Source organism: Pseudomonas sp. S3_B08 (genome assembly GCF_054667725.1).
The window spans coordinates 1,454,518-1,474,001 of record NZ_CP162750.1; the positions used below are offsets into that span (position 1 = coordinate 1,454,518).

The window sequence follows — 19,484 nt, forward strand, 5'->3', positions numbered from 1 at the left end:
GATGCCTGTTCAGTGCCATCACACCCCGGCCAGATACAGCACCAGCTTGACGATGGCAAACAGCGTCAGGCCGAACACCGCCGTGAACAAAACTCCCAGAATCACAAAGTGACTGGGTTTGCCGTGGGTAAAATCCCTTTCCCGGTTCTTGCCGCTCTGCACCCCGAACGCCGCCGCCATGACGCTGTGCAGCATCTGCCAGAAACTCGGCGGTTTGTTGTCGATTGGATCGTCCATAAATCCCTCTGCGAAAAGTCATCCTCCTGAAGCATAGCCAATCCGCTGGGTCCGGGATGCCATCGAAGCAGCCCGGACAAGTTTGAGCGATACCCGAATAACGCAGAAGCGATAACGCGACATGGTTTGCTGACCGCTCCATGAAAAAGGAGTGACCATGAACGTTATCCCCCCCGAACCAGTGTCGACGCAGCCTGCGTCCACCGCTCAGCAGGCAGCCCCCAACCGGTCTGCAAAACTCATCGCAACACAAAGCCTGCACGGCGAGTTTCTCGAGACATCGATCCCGCAATGGTTGACCAGCGCTTTGCCGCATCGGCGCGAGGCGCTCAAGGCGGTTCCGACCGCGTTACCGGCCTGGTATCAGCATGCGACGCCGGCCCAGCGTAAAACCCTCGACGAGACTTTCAAGGCCAGCGTTATCGCCCAGAACAGTCTCGACAAGAGCATGGCGAAATTCGTCGATGTCGAATCATTCGCCAGGCCGTTATTGGTCAAAGCCTTGAAGGACCAATACGCGCTGGAAATCGATGTAGACAAAACCCTGTTATGTCTGCGGCGCCCGGTCGAAATGGGTATTCAGAGAACCGTATTGGCCTCGTTCGAGGTTCTCAAGATCACGCTGCTGGAAGCCTCGCTGCACAACTTCGAAGCTGACGAATGCGAGGGGACCTATCATTCGAGCTCCGGTTTTGTTGTGGCGACGCCTGCTGCGGACACATTCAAGCACGTCGACACAGGCCTCTCGGTCAGCCAGTTTTTGCACCTTTGCCGCAATCTGGATATAGGTCAGCAATACCAGACTTACCTGCAGGGTTTTTTTCATCCGGGGGACGCGGTGGCAGAGGCGGTGCTCAGCGAACGCTTCATCGCCAGCCAGAAGGCAGCGATGCGCGCTGCAGCCGAACAGGCGCTATTGCGCAATGACATCGAGGCGGCAGATCACGCGATGATCCTCTCGGTCATCGACGGCGAAATGCACCCGTGGATGGGGCGCAAGCAAGTCTGGTTCCAGGACCTCGGCCTGATGAAAAAAAGGCTGACCGGGTGCGTGGCTTTCGTCATCTGCGAAAAATACCGTTACACCGATGAACTGATCCTTTACATCCCCAACGACCCGGAACATCCGCTCAAGCGCTACACGTTCGAGCAAATGCGCGAAGAGCTCAAGCGCTTGCTCACTGCACGTGATGCGTCGCAACAGACCAGCGCAGAGCCCACCGCATACCAGCGTTTTTTAAGTCAGTTCCTGCCCTATGATCAGCGCCCGTACTATTTCAGCCAGTTCAGGCAAAAGGCAGCCGACTCACCTGGCGATGCCTGGGACGTTCTGCGTTCCCCTTGGCTGGCCTTCGTACAGGGTTTTACCGGTGGTTCTACATTCACCACCATCGAACAGGTTCCACCCGAACGCACAGTCAAGTGGGAGCCGGCGGTTGATCCGTACATCGCGCCTTCGACAGTCGAACGCAAGGGCAGGGGGCTTTGGGCGCCCAACGAGGACTTGTGGCAATACCTTTATGCGCAGAATCGCGCCAAGGTGTTGGCCGACGCGCGAAGCCACGCGGTACCCACTGCCGATGTCGATGCGAACGCACGAGATGCCAAACTGGCCCATCTGATGCAGATCGGCATGCTGGGCTTGAATCTGGTGTCGATGTTCGTGCCTGTGCTGGGCGAAACAATGATGGTCGTGATGGCGGGACAACTGCTGTATGAAACCCTTGAAGGCGCTATCGAGTGGAGTGAAGGTGATCGCAGGGCCGCCAGGGGTCACCTGGTCGACGTGGCCGAGAATCTCGCTCAGGTTGCCGTGATGGCGGGTGTTGGAGCAGGTGTAAGGAAGTTCTCGGCCGCCAGGGCTGTACCGGTCATCGAACAGTTGAGTCCGGTCACGTTACCCAATGGCGAAACCCGCCTGTGGAAACCTGATCTCAGCGGCTACGAGGCCGCTGTTGTCCTTGACGCACACTTGACCCCGAATCCTTCCGGGCAGTATGCGGTGGATGGCAAAACCTGGATCCGTCAGGACAACAAGGTGTATGAGCAGGTCTTCGACGACTCGATCAACCAGTGGCGCATCAAGCACCCGACCGATCCTGCAGCCTATCAACCTGTTCTGCAAAGTAATGGCCATGGAGCGTGGCGCCATACCCTGGAGCGTCCTCTGGAATGGGATCGTCTGACGCTGTTGCGGCGCATGGGCCACATCTGCGAGCCGCTATCCGATACGGAGCTGCTCAAAGCGATGGATATCAGCGGCGTCAGCGACGATATGTTGCGCAAGATGCACCTCGACCATGGGGTGCCGCCACCGGAGCTGATTCAGGCCATGCGCCTGTTGAAAACCGATGCACAAGCCGCGCAAGTCATTGAGCAACTGGAGGGCGGGGCGCCGGTCGATGACAAGTATCTGTATGCCCTGCCACTGGTCACTGACATGCCGCGCTGGCCGGCCAATCGCGTACTGGAAGTCTTTGAGGGGACGCAACTGACCGGCAGATCCGTCAAGTATGGCGGCGGATATCGGGTGCGGGGTGTCGGGGTTAAGGCGCCGATCCGGATTTCCCGGGCGGACGTCCTCAGCGGCGACCTGCCGCAGCTTGTTCTGGGCGGACTGGATGAATCGGAAATCGTCCACCTGCTCGGAGGTGAAGGTGCGCGGGTTCGAGAAGCGAGACCTGCAGAACTCGCCAAGCAAATTGCGGCCTATGCCCAAACCCGCCAATCGGCCATTTACGACAGTATTTATCAGGGCACCGAGCCTGTCGCCGATCAGGTCAGGCAATTGCAGAACGCCTGTCCGGGACTCAGTGAGTCAGCTGCACAGCAAGTGCTGGCGCAGGCGCGGCCGGATGAACTGCAACGGCTCGGCTCAACTCGTCCCATACCGCTGCGCATGCTGGAGGAAGCTCGCTGGTATGCGCGCCGCAGCCGGCAGGTGCGGGCATATGCGGGGCTGCGCAGCGAGAATATTGCCTCGGCGGACAGTCGACGCCTGGCGTTGCACACGCTTGAACGGTTGCCCGGCTGGCCGGACAACTTGCGCCTTGAAATACGCGAGGGCAGCGACAGCGGTCCGTTGCTTGAGAGCATTGGCAGCCAGACGGCCTTCGAGAGAAAGTACCTGATCAAAAGCGGCCAGCAATTTCAGGCATTCAACGACCGAGGCGAAACGCTCAACAGCCTGCCACGCCACGGCGACAACTTTTATGCCTCTCTCATGCACGCTCTGCCGGATCACGCGCGGCGCGCCCTGGGGGTGCCCGAGGTCAGTCAGTCGGCCGAACTGCAAAAGAAAATCATCGCCCACGCTGACCAGCACCACGGCATGGCGGCCGCATTGCTGGAACAGCCAGCGCAGTGGATGAGACCGCCGGTACGGGTAAACGAAGCGTTGATCGGCTATCCCGCCAGCGGAAGAGCGGGTTGGCTGGAGCGCAATCTGGTTGCCGACCTGCGCGACCTCTACCCGGGCCTCACCGATCAGCAGGCCAGTGGATTGATCCTTGAGCAGGTGCGTGCGGGCAGAAACAACCGGGAGATTTTTCGGTGGTTGCAGTCGCGACGCGAAGAGTGGCAACAACTTGAGGCAACACTGGACGAGTGGGCGGGGACCAACGCGATGGCTCCCTGGGAACCTTCCGGTACTGTTCAGAATCTGCTGGTCGCGCAAGCGCTTAAAACCAGTTGGCGCAATGCCCTTTTGGTCGATGAAGTGCCCAATGCGGATCAACTGCGCCTGGTGACTTACGATGCTTTGCCCGCGCTGACAGCAGACTTTTCCCACGTGCGTAAATTGTCCCTTCGCGGAGATGGCATTACTGATGGCAATGCCGACGCTTTTCTTGCCCTGTTTCCCGGCCTGGAAAAACTCTCGCTGGGTGAGCGCGAGAGTTATTTTGATTTGGGTATGCACCAGCAGTCGCTGTCCTCTCTGCCCGCAAGCTTAGCCAGGATGCCTGCATTGAAAACGCTCAAGCTGAGGACCTCGGCCCCGGCAATGGCCACAGATTTCCCTCAGCGGGTGAAAATGTTGACCTCGCTCGAAGCCCTTGAACTCGATTTTCAAGGATTCATTGACGAGAACCCGCCGGCACTGGAACTGGCCGCGCTCAAACACCTGAAACGACTCAAGATCGAAGCCCCCGGCATGACGCAATGGCCAGCATCGGTACAAGCGCTTCCCGAGCTGCAGAGGCTGGATCTGTTTCGGACGTCAATCGCTTCCATTCCTCCAGCGCTCTATACCGGCCATGAAAAACTGTGGGCGGGCCTGTCACTGAATTGGTCGAACTTCTCCCATGAGGCATTCAAACCAGCATTCGAGTACGTCAAAAATTATTCGGGGTCCATGGGGCATCTGATGGACCTGAACTTGATGGTCCGCCAGTACTGCCTCGGTGAACTGAAATTCCTCACGGGTGAAGGCCGCTTTCTCGATCCGTTGCCTGAGCACATCATGACTGTCTGGAATACCCCGGAAACCCGGTTGAAAGCGATCGAACTGCTGCGCCTGGAACACGCCGGGATCTTCCGCCGGTTTTATCAACCGACGACGTCCGATGGCCTGCGTGGCGCTGCACGCGAGCCGCGCTGGCAGTCGCCGCCGAACAGCGCGGTGGTGCGTGAGCTTGAGGAAAACTGGCGCGCGAGCGTACGCAAACGCTATCGCCTGCTCGACCTGGGGGACGATTCTCTGGTATTCGAGCTGTCTGACACAGACGGTTTGAACCATGGCGCGGCCATCAGCGAGCTTGTGCCATTGCCGGCCGGTACATTTTCCCATGTGCAGACCTTACGTCTGGATCGGTTGAACGTGCCGGCTGGACAGATTCAGGCTTTTCTGCAAGCGTTCAGCGGCGTGCGGACACTGCAAATCACTGGCTGCGGATTGACCGAGTTGCCGGTGAAACCGGCGGATTTTGCGCAGCTGACGCGGCTGGACCTGTCCAGCAACCAGATCACCTCTACGGGGGAAATTCAAAGCCAGTTCGCCGAGCTCAAGGCGCTTGAGTTTCTGAACTTGCGGCGCAACCGTTTGACGGCGCTGGACGTGACGGCCATGCCGAAGCTCGAAGTGCTGGATTTGAGTGGCAATAGCCTTCAAACGTGGCCAGCGGGGGCGGAAAATCTGTCCGGGTTGAAGTGGCTGGATCTGCGAGACAACAGCCTCGATTCGCTGCCCGAGCGCGTTCTGGCCATAGACAGCGTATTGCTCAAGAGCCATCTGACCGGGAACCCGTTCAGCGCTGAGGCAGAGGCAGCTCTGACAACGGCGCGCGGGCGTATCGAGGCGAGCAACGGTTTGCCTCGAGGTGCATTGAAAAGCTATGAAAGTCAGCCGGCCGGCTACCTGGTCGCTGCGAACACGTCGGTGCCAGGCACCGCGTTTTCCCGGATTCACGAGTTTCTGTTACCACTGCGTACTGCGTCATCTGCGGCTGAAGGTAGCGCAGGTCTGGTCAGGCGGTTGCGGGAATTGAATCCGGACCTTTCCCAGGAACAGGCCCAGCACTGTATTGCGCGGTTGGGCGGCGCAGGGTTGGATGAAGCGCAGATTGATGCCCGGATCAAGGACTGGCGAGAGAGTGACGAGGCGCTGACGCGTCAGTTGAACGGTTGGATCTTCAAGCCGGCGGCCGCGAGGGTTTCGACGCAAGACAGAGTCTTCACGGCGATGAGAATCCGTGATTGCTGGGTCGATGGACTGACCCGTCATACCGAAGAAGCGGGTCGCAAGCTCGACCTCAGCGGCTTGCACATTGTTGAGTTGCCGCCTCTGTCGAACGCGTTTACGCAAGTACGAACGCTCGACCTGACTTCGGTAGGGTTTTCCTTGCAGAGCCTGAATGATTTTTGCAGCGCTTTCCCTGAACTGACCACGCTGGTGCTTAACTCCAACAATCTGGAGGGGCTACCGGAGGCTGTCGGTACATTGCACAGGCTGGAGCATCTGGAGCTACGCATTAACCATTTTGCTGAAGCGCCTGGCGTTTTGCAGCAAATGGGCAATCGCCTGCGTTTGCTGGATCTGAGTCATAACCAACTGAGCCAATTCAACGCCAGCGCACTTACCCGGATCGAGCGCCTGAATCTGTCTCTCAATTCGATAAGCCACTGGCCTGATGGGGTACAGGCACTGGAGCATTTGCAAACTCTAAATCTTCTTGGCAACCGTATTTCCCTATTTCCCGACACGCTGCTGGATGGCAACCATGAGCGACTGGTGGCAGGCACCGACCTGCGCGGAAACCGACTGCCTCTCGAGAGTCTGGAACAGCTCAGGGACTACAGTGCGGCTAACGCGAACCGTGGCGTCATGGGGTATTCGTTTGCATCTCTCGAGCGCGCAATTACCGAGTATGAAGCGACGTCCGAAAGCGAGCCCGATACGCCTTTTGATTCCGACAGTAGCGATAGCGATGACAGTAATGCCGGCGGTGCCGGACGCGTGGACAGGCATGAAGCCGTAGAAGCAGACGAAATCATCGCCAATCCGCAGCAAGACGTAGATGAGCAGGCAATGAACACCTGGCTCAATTACACCCGGACCCAGACGCGCGAAACGCGGCAAGCGCTATGGCTGCAATTGGCGCGCGAACCCAACCATGAGGCGTTCTTTCACCTGCTGTCGATGTTGCACGACACTGCCGATTTCAGCGTGTCGGGCGCTGATCTGACGCAACGGGTATGGCGGGTGATAGAAGCGGCAAGCGAAAACACGGAGTTGCGCGAGTTGCTCTTCTTCAACTCCGCGACTCACGGCACCTGCCCCGATGGCCGAATACTGTCGTTCAGTGAGCTGGAAACACGGGTCTATGAATACACCGCATTGCGCGACATCCCACGCCATCTGCCTGATCAGCGCGGCATAGCGTTGGTCGAGCTGACGCGGCGCCTGTTCCGACTGGAAAGGGTCGACAGGCTGGCGGAAGCAGCTGGCAGGTTCCAGGACCGGGCCGAAATCCGTCTGCAGTACCGAATCGGCATGACGCGCGGCTGGCCCGACGGGTTAGAGCTGCCTGCGCAACCGGATCACATGTTGTACAGGACACCGATCGAGGGACAACTGCTGAGCGAGGCACGCGCTTCTGTGCTGGCCGACGAAGCGTCAGACCTGTTCCTCGAGGATTTGATTGCCCGCGATTACTGGATTCGCTACATGCGCGACCGACACGCCGCCATCTTCGATGAGCTCGAACGCAGCGCCACACATCGTCAGGAAGAAGTCGAGGATGCGCATCCAGACAAGTGGAACGACGAGGACTCGCGAAGACTGTACGTGGAAGCGATGAGCCAGTTGGAAATCGAGCTGGCGCAGGCACGCACCGACAAACTCAAGGAGCTGTCTCGCCAGGAACTGGTAAACCTTGCGCGGGTCGCTGCAGGGGATTCGCAGACACGCCCGGCGTCACCGCAACCGGGGCCGTCCTCGCGTCGGGACTGAGGAGCTGACCCGATCCGGGAATCGCAAACTCCCGGATCGGCTTTGCAACAAGCCTCAGCTGTCGTAACCCAGATTCGGCGCCAGCCAACGCTCGGTCACGCTCAGGTCCTGGCCTTTACGCGCGGTGTAGCTCTGCACCTGATCCTTGTCGATCTTGCCCACCGCAAAGTATTGCGCTTGCGGATGGGCGAAGTACCAGCCGCTGACCGCTGCGGCGGGGAACATTGCGTAGTGTTCGGTGAGGAACACGCCACTGCGCCCGGCGCGCATTTCCGCAGCCTCTGGATCGAGCAGGGTGAACAGTGCCGCTTTCTCGGTGTGATCCGGGCAGGCCGGGTAGCCGGGAGCGGGGCGGATGCCACGGTATTGCTCTTTGATCAGTGCATCGTTGTCGAGGGTTTCATCCTTGGCGTAACCCCAATGTTCTTTACGCACTTGCTGGTGCAGCCATTCGGCGCAGGCCTCGGCCAAGCGGTCGGCGAGGGCCTTGACCATGATCGAGTTGTAGTCGTCGCCAGCGTCCTGATAAGCCTTGGCCACTTCTTCGGCGCCGATGCCGGCGGTGGTAATGAAGCCGCCGACGTAGTCGGTGACTTCGCTGTCTTTGGGCGCAACGAAGTCGGCGAGGCAGAAGTTCGGCTTGCCGTCGGTCTTGATGATCTGCTGGCGCAAGTGATGCAGCTTGGCCAGCGGCTTGCCGTTGTCGTCGTACAGCTCGATGTCGTCTTCGTTGACCTGATTGGCTGGCCAGAAACCGAACACCGCACGGGCGCTGATCAGCTTTTCGTCGATCAGTTTGGTGAGCATTTCCCGGGCGTCCTTGTACAGCGCAGTGGCGGCCTCACCGACCACTTCATCTTCAAGGATGCGCGGGAACTTGCCGGCCAGGTCCCAGGAAATGAAGAAAGGCGTCCAGTCGATGTACTCGGCCAGCACGTTCAAATCGATATTGTCGAGCACCTTGCTGCCGGTGAAGGTCGGTACCACTGGCTGATAATTGGCCCAGTCGAATTGCGGCTTCTTGGCGATGGCGGCGGCATAGCTCAGGCGTTCGGTGCGGGCGCTGCGATTGGAAGTGCGCTCGCGCACGTCGATGTATTCCAGGCGGGTTTTTTCGACGAAACCGGCCTTGAGTTCCTTGGACAACAACTGTGTCGCCACGCCGACGGCGCGCGAGGCGTCGGTCACGTAGACCACGGCATCGTTGCTGTACTTCGGCTCGATCTTCACCGCAGTGTGCGCCTTGGAGGTGGTCGCGCCACCGATCATCAGTGGCAGATGGAAGTCCTGACGCTGCATTTCGCGGGCAACGTGGACCATCTCGTCCAGCGACGGGGTGATCAGGCCGGAAAGGCCGATGATGTCGCACTTTTCTTCTTTGGCGACCTGCAGGATCTTCTCGGCCGGAACCATCACGCCTAAGTCGACAATGTCATAGCCGTTGCAACCGAGCACCACGCCGACGATGTTCTTGCCGATGTCGTGCACGTCGCCCTTGACTGTGGCCATGAGGATCTTGCCCTTGGCTTCCGGCTTGTCGCCTTTCTCCAGTTCGATGAACGGGATCAAGTGCGCCACGGCCTGCTTCATCACGCGGGCGGATTTCACCACTTGCGGGAGGAACATTTTGCCGGCGCCGAACAGGTCGCCGACGATGTTCATGCCGGACATCAGCGGGCCTTCGATCACTTCGATCGGCCGCGCAAACGACTGGCGGGATTCTTCGGTGTCTTCAACGATGTGCGTGGTGATGCCCTTGACCAGCGCGTGCTCCAGACGTTTGTTGACGTCCCAGTTGCGCCATTCTTCGGTCTCGGCTTCCTTGACGCTGCCGTCGCCCTTGTACTTGTCAGCGATGGCGAGGAGGGCGTCGGTGCCGTCCGGGGTGCGATTGAGGATCACGTCTTCGACCGCGTCGCGCAGCTCCACCGGGATCTGATCGTAGATCTCCAGTTGACCGGCGTTGACGATGCCCATGGTCAGCCCGGCGCGGATCGCGTAGAGCAGGAACACCGAGTGAATCGCCTCACGCACCGGGTTGTTGCCACGGAACGAGAACGACACGTTGGACACGCCGCCGGAGCTCAACGCATACGGCAGCTCGTCGCGGATGTAGGCGCAGGCATTGATGAAGTCGACGGCGTAGTTGTTGTGCTCTTCGATGCCTGTAGCGACGGCGAAGATGTTCGGGTCGAAGATGATGTCTTCCGGCGGGAAGCCGACTTCGTTGACCAGAATGTCGTAGGAGCGTTTGCAGATCTCTTTCTTGCGCGCTTCGGTGTCGGCCTGGCCGGCTTCGTCGAAGGCCATCACCACCACCGCAGCGCCGTAGCGCTTGCACAGCTTGGCGTGGTGGATGAACTGCTCGACGCCTTCTTTCATGCTGATCGAGTTGACGATGCCCTTGCCCTGGATGCACTTGAGGCCGGCTTCGATGACTTCCCATTTCGACGAGTCGATCATGATCGGCACGCGCGAGATATCCGGTTCGCCGGCGATCAGATTGAGGAAGGTCACCATGGCCTTCTTCGAATCGAGCATGCCCTCGTCCATGTTGATGTCGATGATCTGCGCGCCGGCCTCGACCTGCTGCAGCGCGACTTCGAGGGCTTCGGTGTAGTTGTCTTCACGGATCAGGCGGGCGAATTTTGCCGAGCCGGTGATGTTGGTGCGCTCGCCGACGTTGACGAACAGCGAGCTGCGATCAATGGTGAACGGCTCCAGACCCGAAAGGCGGCAGGCCTTGGGGATGTCCGGAATCTGCCGCGGCGCATAACCGGCCACAGCTTTGGCAATCGCTTCGATGTGCCCCGGCGTGGTGCCGCAGCAACCGCCGACGATGTTGAGGAAACCGCTCTGGGCGAACTCTTCGATGACTTTCGCGGTTTGCGAGGGCAGTTCATCGTACTCGCCGAATTCATTGGGCAGGCCGGCGTTCGGGTGCGCCGAAACGTGGGTGCTGGCCTTGTTCGACAGCTCTTCCAGGTACGGGCGCAGTTCGCTGGCGCCGAGGGCACAGTTCAGGCCTACGGAAATCGGCTTGGCGTGCGCTACCGAGTTCCAGAACGCTTCGGTAGTCTGCCCCGACAGGGTTCGGCCGGAGGCGTCGGTGATGGTCCCGGAAATCATGATCGGCAATTCGAGGTGCAGCTCTTCGAAAACACCTTGCACGGCAAAGATCGCCGCTTTGGCGTTGAGGGTGTCGAAAATGGTTTCGATCAGAATCAGATCGGCGCCGCCCTCGATCAGGCCTTTGGTGGCTTCGGTGTAGTTTTCCACCAGCTCATCGAAGGTGACGTTGCGGTAGCCGGGGTTGTTGACGTCGGGCGACAGTGAGCAGGTGCGGCTGGTCGGGCCAAGCACGCCGGCCACGAAGCGCGGCTTGGCCGGGTTTTCGGCGGTCTTGGCGTCGGCAATCTTGCGCGCCAGACGTGCGCCTTCTACGTTTAACTCGTACGCCAGCTCTTCCATACCGTAATCGGCCATGGAAATGCGCGTGGCGTTGAAGGTGTTGGTTTCGAGAATGTCGGCGCCGGCGTCCAGATAGGCTTTTTCGATACCGCCGATCACGTCCGGACGGGTGATCACCAGCAGGTCGTTGTTGCCCTTGACGTCGCTCGGCCAGTCCGCGAAGCGCTTGCCGCGATAATCCTGTTCTTCGAGCTTGTAGCTCTGGATCATCGTGCCCATCCCGCCGTCGAGAATCAGGATGCGCTCTTTGAGGGCTTGCTTGAGAGCTTGAAGGCGGACGCTGCGATCGGACATGTGGACTACTCGGAAAGACCATTACGAAGGAGCGCGATCATAGCAAACCTGTGCGCTTTTGGAGCATGTGCAGCTTTTGCATGAATATCGCTCATGTTGGTGCGAGCGTCATAACGGTAGAATCGCAGCCTTTTTTTATCATCGAGATCAGCAGCATGCCGCACCGCTTCATCAGTTTATGGTTGCTGGTCCTGAGCGGGAGCGTTGCGGCGCAAGATCCTGCCATCTCTTCTTCCATCTCCTACACCCGCGATATCCAACCGATCTTTACCGAGAAGTGCGTAGCCTGCCATGCCTGCTATGACTCGGCCTGTCAGCTCAATCTCGGCAGTGGCGAAGGCGCCGCCCGTGGCGCGAGCAAGATGCCGGTATATGACGGCGAACGCACCCAGGCGGCACCGACCACGCGCTTGTTTTACGACGCCTTCGGCAAGCGCGCCTGGCAACAGAAAGACTTCTATTCGGTGCTCGACGCCCAGGGCAGTCAGGCCGCGCTGATGGCACGGATGCTTGAACTCGGCCACAAGACGCCGCTGACGCCGAACGCCAAACTGCCAGAAGAGATTGTTCTTGGGCTCAATCGCAACAATCTATGCGCAATGCCTGCGGAGTTCGACGGATATGCCGGCGCGCACCCGAAAGAGGGCATGCCGCTGGCGGTCACTGGCCTGACCGACCAGCAATACCAGACCTTGCAGCGCTGGCTGGCGTCTGGCGCGCCGATCGACGAACAGAGCCTGGCGCCGAGTGCCAAAGAGGCCATGCAGATCCTGCAGTGGGAGAACCTGCTCAATGCTCCCGGTGCTCGGCAAAGTCTGGTCGGGCGCTGGTTGTTCGAGCACTGGTATCTGGCGCACATCTATTTCAAGGACGGCGAGCCGGGGCATTATTTCCAGTGGGTGCGTTCGCGCACGCCGAGCGGCCAGCCGATTGATCTGATCGCCACTCGCCGCCCCAACGACGACCCGGGCACGCAGGTGTATTACCGCTTGTGGCCGGTGCAAGGGGTGATCGTGCACAAGACGCACATCACTTATCTGCTGAGCGCGGCGAAAATGGCCCGGATCAAGAGCCTGTTCTACAGCGGCAACTGGCAGGTCAACGCGTTACCGGGTTACGGGCCGCAAAGCCGCGCCAATCCGTTTGCCACCTTCGAGGCGATTCCGGCGCAGGCGCGCTATCAATTCATGCTCGATAACGCTGAATACTTCGTCCGCACCTTCATTCGCGGCCCGGTGTGCCGTGGGCAGATCGCGACCGACGTGATCCGCGACAACTTCTGGGCGCTGTTCCAGGCGCCGGAACATGATCTCTATATCACCGACCCGAACTACCGCGGCCAGGCCACGCCGCTGCTGGCGATGCCGGGGCAGAACGACGATGTCGGCAGCGTGCTGAGTCTGTGGCGCAACTACCGCGACAAGCGCAACGAATACGAGGCACTGCGCCGTGACAGCTATGCCGATCTGCCGGCGCCGAGCTGGTCGACGCTGTGGGCCGGCAACGACAACGCCTTGCTGAGCATTTTCCGCCACTTCGACAGCGCTTCGGTGACCAAGGGGCTTATCGGAGAGGTGCCGCAAACCATGTGGCTGTTCGACTATCCGCTGCTGGAACGCACCTACTACCAGCTCGCGGTCAATTTCGACGTGTTCGGCAACGTTTCCCATCAGGCGCAGACCCGTCTGTATTTCGATCTGATCCGTAACGGCGCGGAGCAGAACTTCCTGCGCCTGATGCCCGCCGACTCGCGCGAGGACTACCTCAACGATTGGTACCAGGATGGCGGCCAATTCAAGATGTGGCTCGATTACGAGGCCATCGATGACGACAAACCGACCGCATTAAAGCTCGACGAAAAAGACCCGAAACATGATTTCGCCATGCAGTTGCTGGCGCGCTACGGTGATCTGAACGCGCGGCCAGACCCGATCAATCGCTGCGACGGCGCTTATTGCTCGCGACCGAATATCGATCCGGCGTTGCAGAATGCCGAGCAGGCTTTGAGCCGTCTGGCCTCGCGCCCGGCAGCGGGACTGAAAGTCATCGACCAGATGCCCGAAGCGACCTTGCTGCGTGTCGAAACCGCCAGCGGCAAGCGCGAGGTCTACAGCGTGCTGCGCAACCGCGCCCACAGCAACGTGGCGTTTCTGCTCGGTGAATCGCTGCGCTATCAGTCGGGGCTCGACACCTTGACGATCTATCCGGGCGTGCTCAGCAGTTACCCGAATTTCATGTTCAACATCCCGGCCGAGCAGGTGCCGGCGTTTGTCGATGCCATGGAAAACGCCAGGGATGTCAATCGGTTCGAAAAGATCGTCGAGCGCTGGGGCATTCGGCGCAGTCATCCGCAGTTCTGGCTGTATTTCCACGATCTGAGCCAATACATCCACGAAACCGACCCGGTGGAAGAGGGCGTGCTGGATATGAACCGGTACGAGAACCTTTGATGATTCGCAGGCGTGTTACGAGATTCTTTCCCGACAAAAATACTAGGACTTTGTCAGCCGCGCCGATTGGCGTAAACTGCGCCCACGCCTGCGAGGAGTTTTTATGACCGCTATTACCATTACCGACGCCGCCCATGATTACCTGGCTGATCTGCTCTCCAAGCAGAACACCCCGGGCATCGGCATCCGTGTCTTCATCACCCAGCCTGGTACCCAGTACGCCGAAACCTGCATTGCCTACTGCAAGCCGGGCGAAGAGAAACCTGAAGATACCGCGCTGGGGCTGAAAAGCTTCACCGCCTACATCGATTCGTTCAGCGAAGCGTTTCTCGATGACGCGGTCGTTGATTACGCCACCGACCGCATGGGCGGCCAGCTGACCATCAAGGCGCCAAATGCCAAAGTGCCGATGGTCAATGCCGACAGCCCGGTCAACGAGCGCATCAACTACTACCTGCAAACCGAGATCAACCCGGGGCTGGCCAGCCACGGCGGTCAGGTCAGCCTGATCGATGTGGTCGAGGACGGCATCGCCGTGTTGCAGTTCGGTGGCGGTTGCCGGGGCTGCGGCCAGGCTGACGTAACCTTGAAGGAAGGCATCGAGCGCACCTTGCTCGAGCGCATCCCGGAGCTCAAGGGCGTACGCGATGTGACCGACCACACGCAGAAAGAAAACGCCTACTACTAAGGTGTTCGCTGCGAACATGAAAAACGGCGCCCCGTGAGCGCCGTTTTTTTATGGGTAACTTTTGCCGCACCCATTCGCGAGCAGGCTCGCTCCCACATTGAAATGCAATCACCTGTGGGAGCGAGCCTGCTCGCGAAAGCGTCTTCAAGGGCGATAAAGATGCGCATGCCCGGCCCGATACAACGAAGACTCGCTGAACACCTCGCTGCCCAGCACCCTGCCAACCAAGATCAGCGCCGTACGCCGAAAGCCTTTGGCCTCGACCTTTGCGGCAATGTCCGCCAATGTACCTACCACCCAGTCCTGATCCGGCCATGTCGCGCGGTGAATAACGGCAATCGGGCAGTCCGCGCCGTAATGCGGCAGCAGTTCAACCAGTATCTTTTCCAGATGATTGACCCCCAGATGAATGGCCATGGTCGCGCCGTGCTGCGCCAGGCTCGCCAGTTCTTCGCCGGCGGGCATCGCGGTCTTGTCGGCGTAACGGGTCAGGATCACGCTTTGCGAAATGTCCGGCAGGGTCAACTCGGCGCCCAGCAGCGCTGCGCATGCCGCCGTCGCGGTTACGCCCGGAATGATCTCGAAAGGAATGTTCAGCTCACGCAAGTAGCGGATCTGCTCACCAATCGCGCCGTACAGACTTGGGTCTCCGGAATGCACACGGGCCACATCCTGGCCTTGGGCATGGGCAGTCCTGATCAGATCGATGATCTGTTCCAGATGCAGTTCAGCGCTATTGGCCACGATTTCGGCCTGATGACCTTCCAGCACCGCTGCGGGTACCAGCGAACCGGCGTAGATAATCACCGGGCAGCTGCGAATCAGCCGTTGGCCTTTGACGGTGATGAGTTCCGGGTCGCCGGGGCCGGCGCCGATGAAGTAGACGGTCATCGTTGAATCCTTGTGAAGAGGCGCAGGCACACTGCAGATGAAGCGTGCTCATGATCGATGGCGGGGATTATCGGGATTTTATGCAGCGCCGGCCAATGCCAGCGTGGCCTGCGCATATTTCTGCCGGTGGATCAGCAGTTTCGCCGGCGCCTGAATCAGTTGCTCGGCGAGCGCCAGCGCGGCGCTTTCCGCCACGCCGTAGCAGCCGGTGCGCTCAAAGGCGATCTGCGATTGATGGCTGAGGCGCTGCTGATAGGGCGCCAGTTCGGCACTGTTGAAATACTGCAGCGGCAGGTTCAATTGTGTGGCCAGTTCCAGCAACCCCGGTTCGTCGCGCTTGAGGTCGATACTTGCCAAAGCCTTGACCGCTCGCAGCTCGATGCGGTGCGCCTGCAACGCTTGATCGAGTAACGCACGCAACGTACTGGCCGGGCAGCCCCGCTGGCAGCCGAGGCCGACCACGAGGGTCGGCGCTGCGCGGTCATCGGTCATGCCTGATATGGGCCTGCGCTTTTGCGGCGGAACAACCATGCACTGATCAGGCCCAAGGCCAGCCAGAACGCGACGTTGGTCAGCTGCGAAGCGATTTTGAACTGGGTTTCCAATGCCTCTGGAGCGAGCATCGAATGCACCTGCGGTTGCGGGGCGCCGATCACATGCGGCACGGCGAGAATCGCCACACCGAGAAGCTTCATCAGCCAGTGACGACTGAAGGCAATCAGTGCCAGACCGACGGCGGTCGAAGCGGCAGTGCCGATCCACCAGATCTGCCGCGAGGCCAGATCGGCGGCGGCTGTGCCCGGCAACTCAGGTGGCAGGCCCAGGGTCGGCGCGAGAACGAACGTGGCATAACCGGCCAGACCCCAGAGCAGCCCTTGCGAGGTCTTGGTCGGCGCGCGCAGGGTATAAAGACCGGCGAGCATCAGGGCGAAACCCACCGCTACCACCAGATTACCGCCAGTGGTCGAGACCACACGCTGCCAGCCGTCTTCCGGCTCCCAGGCTTCGCCATCATGGCTGTGGGCGGCGGTGCCGGCGGCGTGTTCGTGGACTTGCGCGACCGGTTCGGATTTCTCGAAGGTTTCGGCCTGCAGAATCAACGGTGATACCCAGAAACTCTGTAGCAAGGTCAGCAGCAGGGCGGCCAGCAAGCCGGTGAAGCCTGCGGTTTGCGCGATACGCTTGATCATTTCGGCAGGCCTCAGTGGCACGGGAACGCGGCGCTGTGGCGGGTATCGTGGGCGGCGTTGTGCACCGCTTCGATGTGCGAGAAACCGGCGAACCAGACCAGGCTGGCGCCGAGGATCGAGGCAAAGAGGGCGGCGGCGACGCGTTGGCCGAGTGTGGTGCTGCTGGAAATGGGGTCAGTGTGGCTGACAGTGTTACTGATGATCGACATAGCGCTTCCCTCTGAAATGTCAGCGGGTAAACAGAGCGCATGAAAATCCCTGCGGGCCGGGCACGCAGGGATTTCGAACAGCGCCCGCCCACCGCGGGTTTGTTTGTGTTCAGCGGCGCTTGCGCGTGCTGGGTGTTGCGGGCCGGTCTCCGGGCTCGCGAGGGGTTGGCTGGTCGCCGACCTGCAAGCATCACCTTCCCATGCCGGGGCACAGTGGATCTGACGCTTCGCTCGCTTACCGTTGCGGGGGCAGCACCGGACTGACATGGCTTTGAGTAAAGCACATGATTCACCGGTTTCCCGTTTCACCCTGTGAGGGGCACCCGTAACAAGGTGTGCAGGAGAACATGGGTTTGGGTTTTTAGTCAATTTCCGGGAGTTTTCGGTACTGCGGTGGGGGTATTTTTCTGATGTTTTTGTGTGTATATCCGTTGCTGCGGTAACGGCGGCTTAGGGTTTCGCCCTTACGGCGAGTCACCTTTTCCAAACGCCGAAAAAGTACCCAAAAAGGCTTGCTCCTACGTTCGGCCCTCGCAGGCTCGGCTTCCTTCGCTCCGGGACTGATCCGAGCGCAGCGGCTCCGGTTTGCTTCGCTGCACCTACACTCGCTGTGTACGACTGCGTCGTACGGTCGCTGCGCTCCCACGCCCGGATCAATCCCTCCACTCAGCCTTCCGACGTCGCCGGTGGATCAAGATCAAGAGCACTCGAGCTTGCGCTCATTGTTGAGTGGTGCGGCTTCGCCGCGGGCAGCTGCGCTGCTTTGCTTTTGCTTTTGTGGGAGCGAGCCTGCTCGCGAAGGCGGCCTGACAGCCGACCTGTTCTTGAGCTGGTGCGCGATCCAACTGTAGGAGCTGCCGAAGGCTGCGATCTTTTGCCTTTGCCTTTGCTTTTGCTCTGGCTTTTGATCTTTTGCCCCTTCGGCAGGCTTCGTTACGGGATCGATCCGGGGGTGGGAGCGCAGCGACCGTACGACGCAGTCGTACACAGCGGAAGGAGGTGCAGCGAAGCAAACCGTAGCCGCTGCGCCCGGATCGGTCCCGTAACGAAGGTACCCCGAGCCCCAGCGAGCGGGCCGTACGCCGGGGCAAAGCCTTTTGGTTCCTTTTTGGCGTTTGAAAAAGGGACTCGCTGTAAGAGCGAAACCATAAGAAGCCGTTACCGCAGCAACGGATATACCCCCAGTTTCAGACTCACCGACCATTGACCCACGACGGACCCATGCGTAGCCTTGCGCTTTCGAGGTTCTTCGGCACTCGCCGAAGCTAAGAAGGGAACGCGGTCAAAGCCGCGGCTGCCCCCGCAACTGTGAACGGTGATGTTCGTTGCCACGCCACTGCCAGCTCAACCGATGAGCCAGCGGGAAGGCGCAATGGACGCCAGGCCCAACGCCTGAACGCCGTCAGCCAGGAGACCTGCCTCGTCACAGATTCTCACTACAACCGGGCGGGGTGATCCGGTGGCGAATGCTTCCGGCGTGCACGCGCGCTGCCGGTTCTCGTCCCGTATGCCCGCCGCTTGCCAAAGGGCATACCGATGAAAACACTGGCCAAACTCCCCGTCACCATCGTCACCGGTTTCCTCGGTTCGGGCAAAACCACGCTGCTGCGGCACATGCTCGACAACGCTCAGGGCCGGCGCATTGCGGTGATCGTCAACGAGTTTGGCGAGCTGGGCATCGACGGTGAAATCCTCAAGCAATGCACCATCGGCTGCACCGAAGAAGAGGCCAGCGGCCGCGTTTATGAGCTGGCCAACGGCTGCCTGTGCTGCACCGTGCAGGAAGAATTCTTCCCGGTGATGCGCGAACTGGTCGCCCGTCGCGGTGACCTCGATCACATTCTCATCGAAACCTCGGGCCTGGCCCTGCCAAAACCGCTGGTGCAAGCCTTCCAGTGGCCGGAAATCCGTAGCGCCTGCACCGTTGACGCGGTGATCACCGTGGTCGACAGCCCGGCCGTCGCTGCTGGCACCTTCGCAGCGTTCCCGGATCAGGTCGATGCCCAGCGCAAACTCGATCCGAACCTTGATCACGAGTCGCCGCTGCACGAATTGTTCGCTGATCAACTGGCCAGTGCTGACCTGGTCATCCTCAACAAAGCCGACCAGACCAGCGCGGAAGATCTGGCTCGGGTGCGCGCTGAAGTCGCCGAAGAGCTGCCGCCAGCGGTAAAAATCATCGAAGCCAGCAACGGCCGCCTGCCGCTCGACGTGCTGATCGGTCTCGGTGCCGGCTCCGAGGAGCACATCGACAGCCGCCACAGCCACCACGATCACCACCATGACGGTGATGACGACGACCACGATCACGACGCCTTCGATTCGATCTCCATCGAATTGCCGCAAGCCGACGAAAGCCTGCTGCTCGACGCGCTCACGCAACTGGTGGTGCAGCACGGCATCCTGCGGGTCAAAGGCTTCGCGGCGATTCCGAACAAGCCGATGCGCCTGTTGATCCAGGGCGTGGGCACGCGTTTCGACAAGCATTTCGACCGCCAGTGGGGTGCCGACGAAGCGCGGGTGACGCGTCTGGTGCTGATCGGTCAGGAGCTTGATGCGGCACAACTCGAAGCGCAATTGCGCGCTGCGCTCAGCGTTTAAGCC

Annotated in this window: 10 protein-coding genes and 2 riboswitches; of the genes, 4 read left to right on the forward strand and 6 right to left on the reverse strand. The window is 60.0% G+C overall.

What is annotated here, in order from left to right; genetic code table 11:
- Positions 1–18: 18 nt before the first annotated feature.
- On the reverse strand, positions 19–237 hold the full coding sequence (locus AB4N73_RS06655) for a DUF2970 domain-containing protein (protein WP_041478699.1): 219 nt from the start codon (positions 235–237) through the stop codon (positions 19–21).
- A 157-nt stretch (positions 238–394) separates the two neighbouring features.
- Here AB4N73_RS06655 and AB4N73_RS06660 point away from each other — a divergent pair, with 157 nt between their 5' ends.
- The gene (locus AB4N73_RS06660) at positions 395–7,687 is read left to right on the forward strand and encodes a dermonecrotic toxin domain-containing protein (protein ID WP_460143108.1); all 7,293 of its coding nucleotides are present in this window, start codon (positions 395–397) and stop codon (positions 7,685–7,687) included.
- A 54-nt stretch (positions 7,688–7,741) separates the two neighbouring features.
- Here the strand turns inward: AB4N73_RS06660 and metH are convergent, their stop codons facing one another.
- Complete coding sequence (metH, locus tag AB4N73_RS06665) at positions 7,742–11,452, reverse strand: methionine synthase (RefSeq protein WP_041478700.1); 3,711 nt, start codon at positions 11,450–11,452, stop codon at positions 7,742–7,744.
- Between the two features lie 155 nt (positions 11,453–11,607).
- Between metH and AB4N73_RS06670 the strand changes: the two genes are divergently transcribed.
- Together AB4N73_RS06670 and nfuA are read left to right on the forward strand one after the other, a co-directional pair.
- Positions 11,608–13,902, forward strand: coding sequence for a fatty acid cis/trans isomerase (locus AB4N73_RS06670; protein WP_460143109.1), 2,295 nt, complete (start codon positions 11,608–11,610; stop codon positions 13,900–13,902).
- Positions 13,903–14,005: 103 nt separating this feature from the next.
- The gene (gene nfuA, locus AB4N73_RS06675) at positions 14,006–14,590 is read left to right on the forward strand and encodes a Fe-S biogenesis protein NfuA (RefSeq protein ID WP_460143110.1); all 585 of its coding nucleotides are present in this window, start codon (positions 14,006–14,008) and stop codon (positions 14,588–14,590) included.
- A 144-nt stretch (positions 14,591–14,734) separates the two neighbouring features.
- On the opposite strand, the gene cobM is transcribed toward nfuA, so the two are convergent.
- The 4 genes from cobM to AB4N73_RS06695 form a co-directional block, all read right to left on the reverse strand.
- Positions 14,735–15,481 carry a precorrin-4 C(11)-methyltransferase gene (cobM, locus tag AB4N73_RS06680; protein WP_252869345.1) on the reverse strand — a complete coding sequence of 249 codons (747 nt, stop codon included), beginning with the start codon at positions 15,479–15,481 and terminating at the stop codon, positions 14,735–14,737.
- 78 nt (positions 15,482–15,559) lie between these two features.
- Positions 15,560–15,973 carry a cobalamin biosynthesis protein gene (locus AB4N73_RS06685; RefSeq protein WP_122507089.1) on the reverse strand — a complete coding sequence of 138 codons (414 nt, stop codon included), beginning with the start codon at positions 15,971–15,973 and terminating at the stop codon, positions 15,560–15,562.
- Positions 15,970–16,671, reverse strand: coding sequence for a CbtA family protein (locus tag AB4N73_RS06690; protein WP_056785224.1), 702 nt, complete (start codon positions 16,669–16,671; stop codon positions 15,970–15,972). The genes AB4N73_RS06685 and AB4N73_RS06690 overlap by 4 nt, the downstream gene beginning before the upstream one ends.
- 11 nt (positions 16,672–16,682) lie before the next feature.
- A complete protein-coding gene (locus tag AB4N73_RS06695) occupies positions 16,683–16,880 on the reverse strand; it encodes a CbtB domain-containing protein (protein ID WP_041478703.1) in 198 nt (65 codons plus the stop codon).
- A gap of 123 nt (positions 16,881–17,003) precedes the next feature.
- Positions 17,004–17,222, reverse strand: a riboswitch (cobalamin riboswitch).
- Positions 17,223–18,105: 883 nt separating this feature from the next.
- Positions 18,106–18,317: riboswitch (cobalamin riboswitch) on the forward strand.
- A gap of 99 nt (positions 18,318–18,416) precedes the next feature.
- Between AB4N73_RS06695 and cobW the strand changes: the two genes are divergently transcribed.
- Positions 18,417–19,481: a cobalamin biosynthesis protein CobW gene (cobW, locus tag AB4N73_RS06700; RefSeq protein WP_056785227.1), complete on the forward strand. Its 1,065-nt coding sequence runs from the start codon at positions 18,417–18,419 to the stop codon at positions 19,479–19,481.
- The last annotated feature ends 3 nt before the right edge of the window (positions 19,482–19,484 follow it).

What these genes read in the sequence shown, in the direction of transcription:
- cobM (WP_252869345.1), bottom strand. Translation starts at nt 15,481, where the DNA reads ATGACCGTCTACTTCATCGGCGCCGGCCCCGGCGACCCGGAACTCATC.
- AB4N73_RS06695 (WP_041478703.1), bottom strand. Translation starts at nt 16,880, where the DNA reads ATGTCGATCATCAGTAACACTGTCAGCCACACTGACCCCATTTCCAGC.
- AB4N73_RS06655 (WP_041478699.1), bottom strand. Translation starts at nt 237, where the DNA reads ATGGACGATCCAATCGACAACAAACCGCCGAGTTTCTGGCAGATGCTG.
- AB4N73_RS06670 (WP_460143109.1), top strand. Translation starts at nt 11,608, where the DNA reads ATGCCGCACCGCTTCATCAGTTTATGGTTGCTGGTCCTGAGCGGGAGC.
- AB4N73_RS06660 (WP_460143108.1), top strand. Translation starts at nt 395, where the DNA reads ATGAACGTTATCCCCCCCGAACCAGTGTCGACGCAGCCTGCGTCCACC.
- metH (WP_041478700.1), bottom strand. Translation starts at nt 11,452, where the DNA reads ATGTCCGATCGCAGCGTCCGCCTTCAAGCTCTCAAGCAAGCCCTCAAA.
- AB4N73_RS06685 (WP_122507089.1), bottom strand. Translation starts at nt 15,973, where the DNA reads ATGACCGATGACCGCGCAGCGCCGACCCTCGTGGTCGGCCTCGGCTGC.
- nfuA (WP_460143110.1), top strand. Translation starts at nt 14,006, where the DNA reads ATGACCGCTATTACCATTACCGACGCCGCCCATGATTACCTGGCTGAT.
- AB4N73_RS06690 (WP_056785224.1), bottom strand. Translation starts at nt 16,671, where the DNA reads ATGATCAAGCGTATCGCGCAAACCGCAGGCTTCACCGGCTTGCTGGCC.
- cobW (WP_056785227.1), top strand. Translation starts at nt 18,417, where the DNA reads ATGAAAACACTGGCCAAACTCCCCGTCACCATCGTCACCGGTTTCCTC.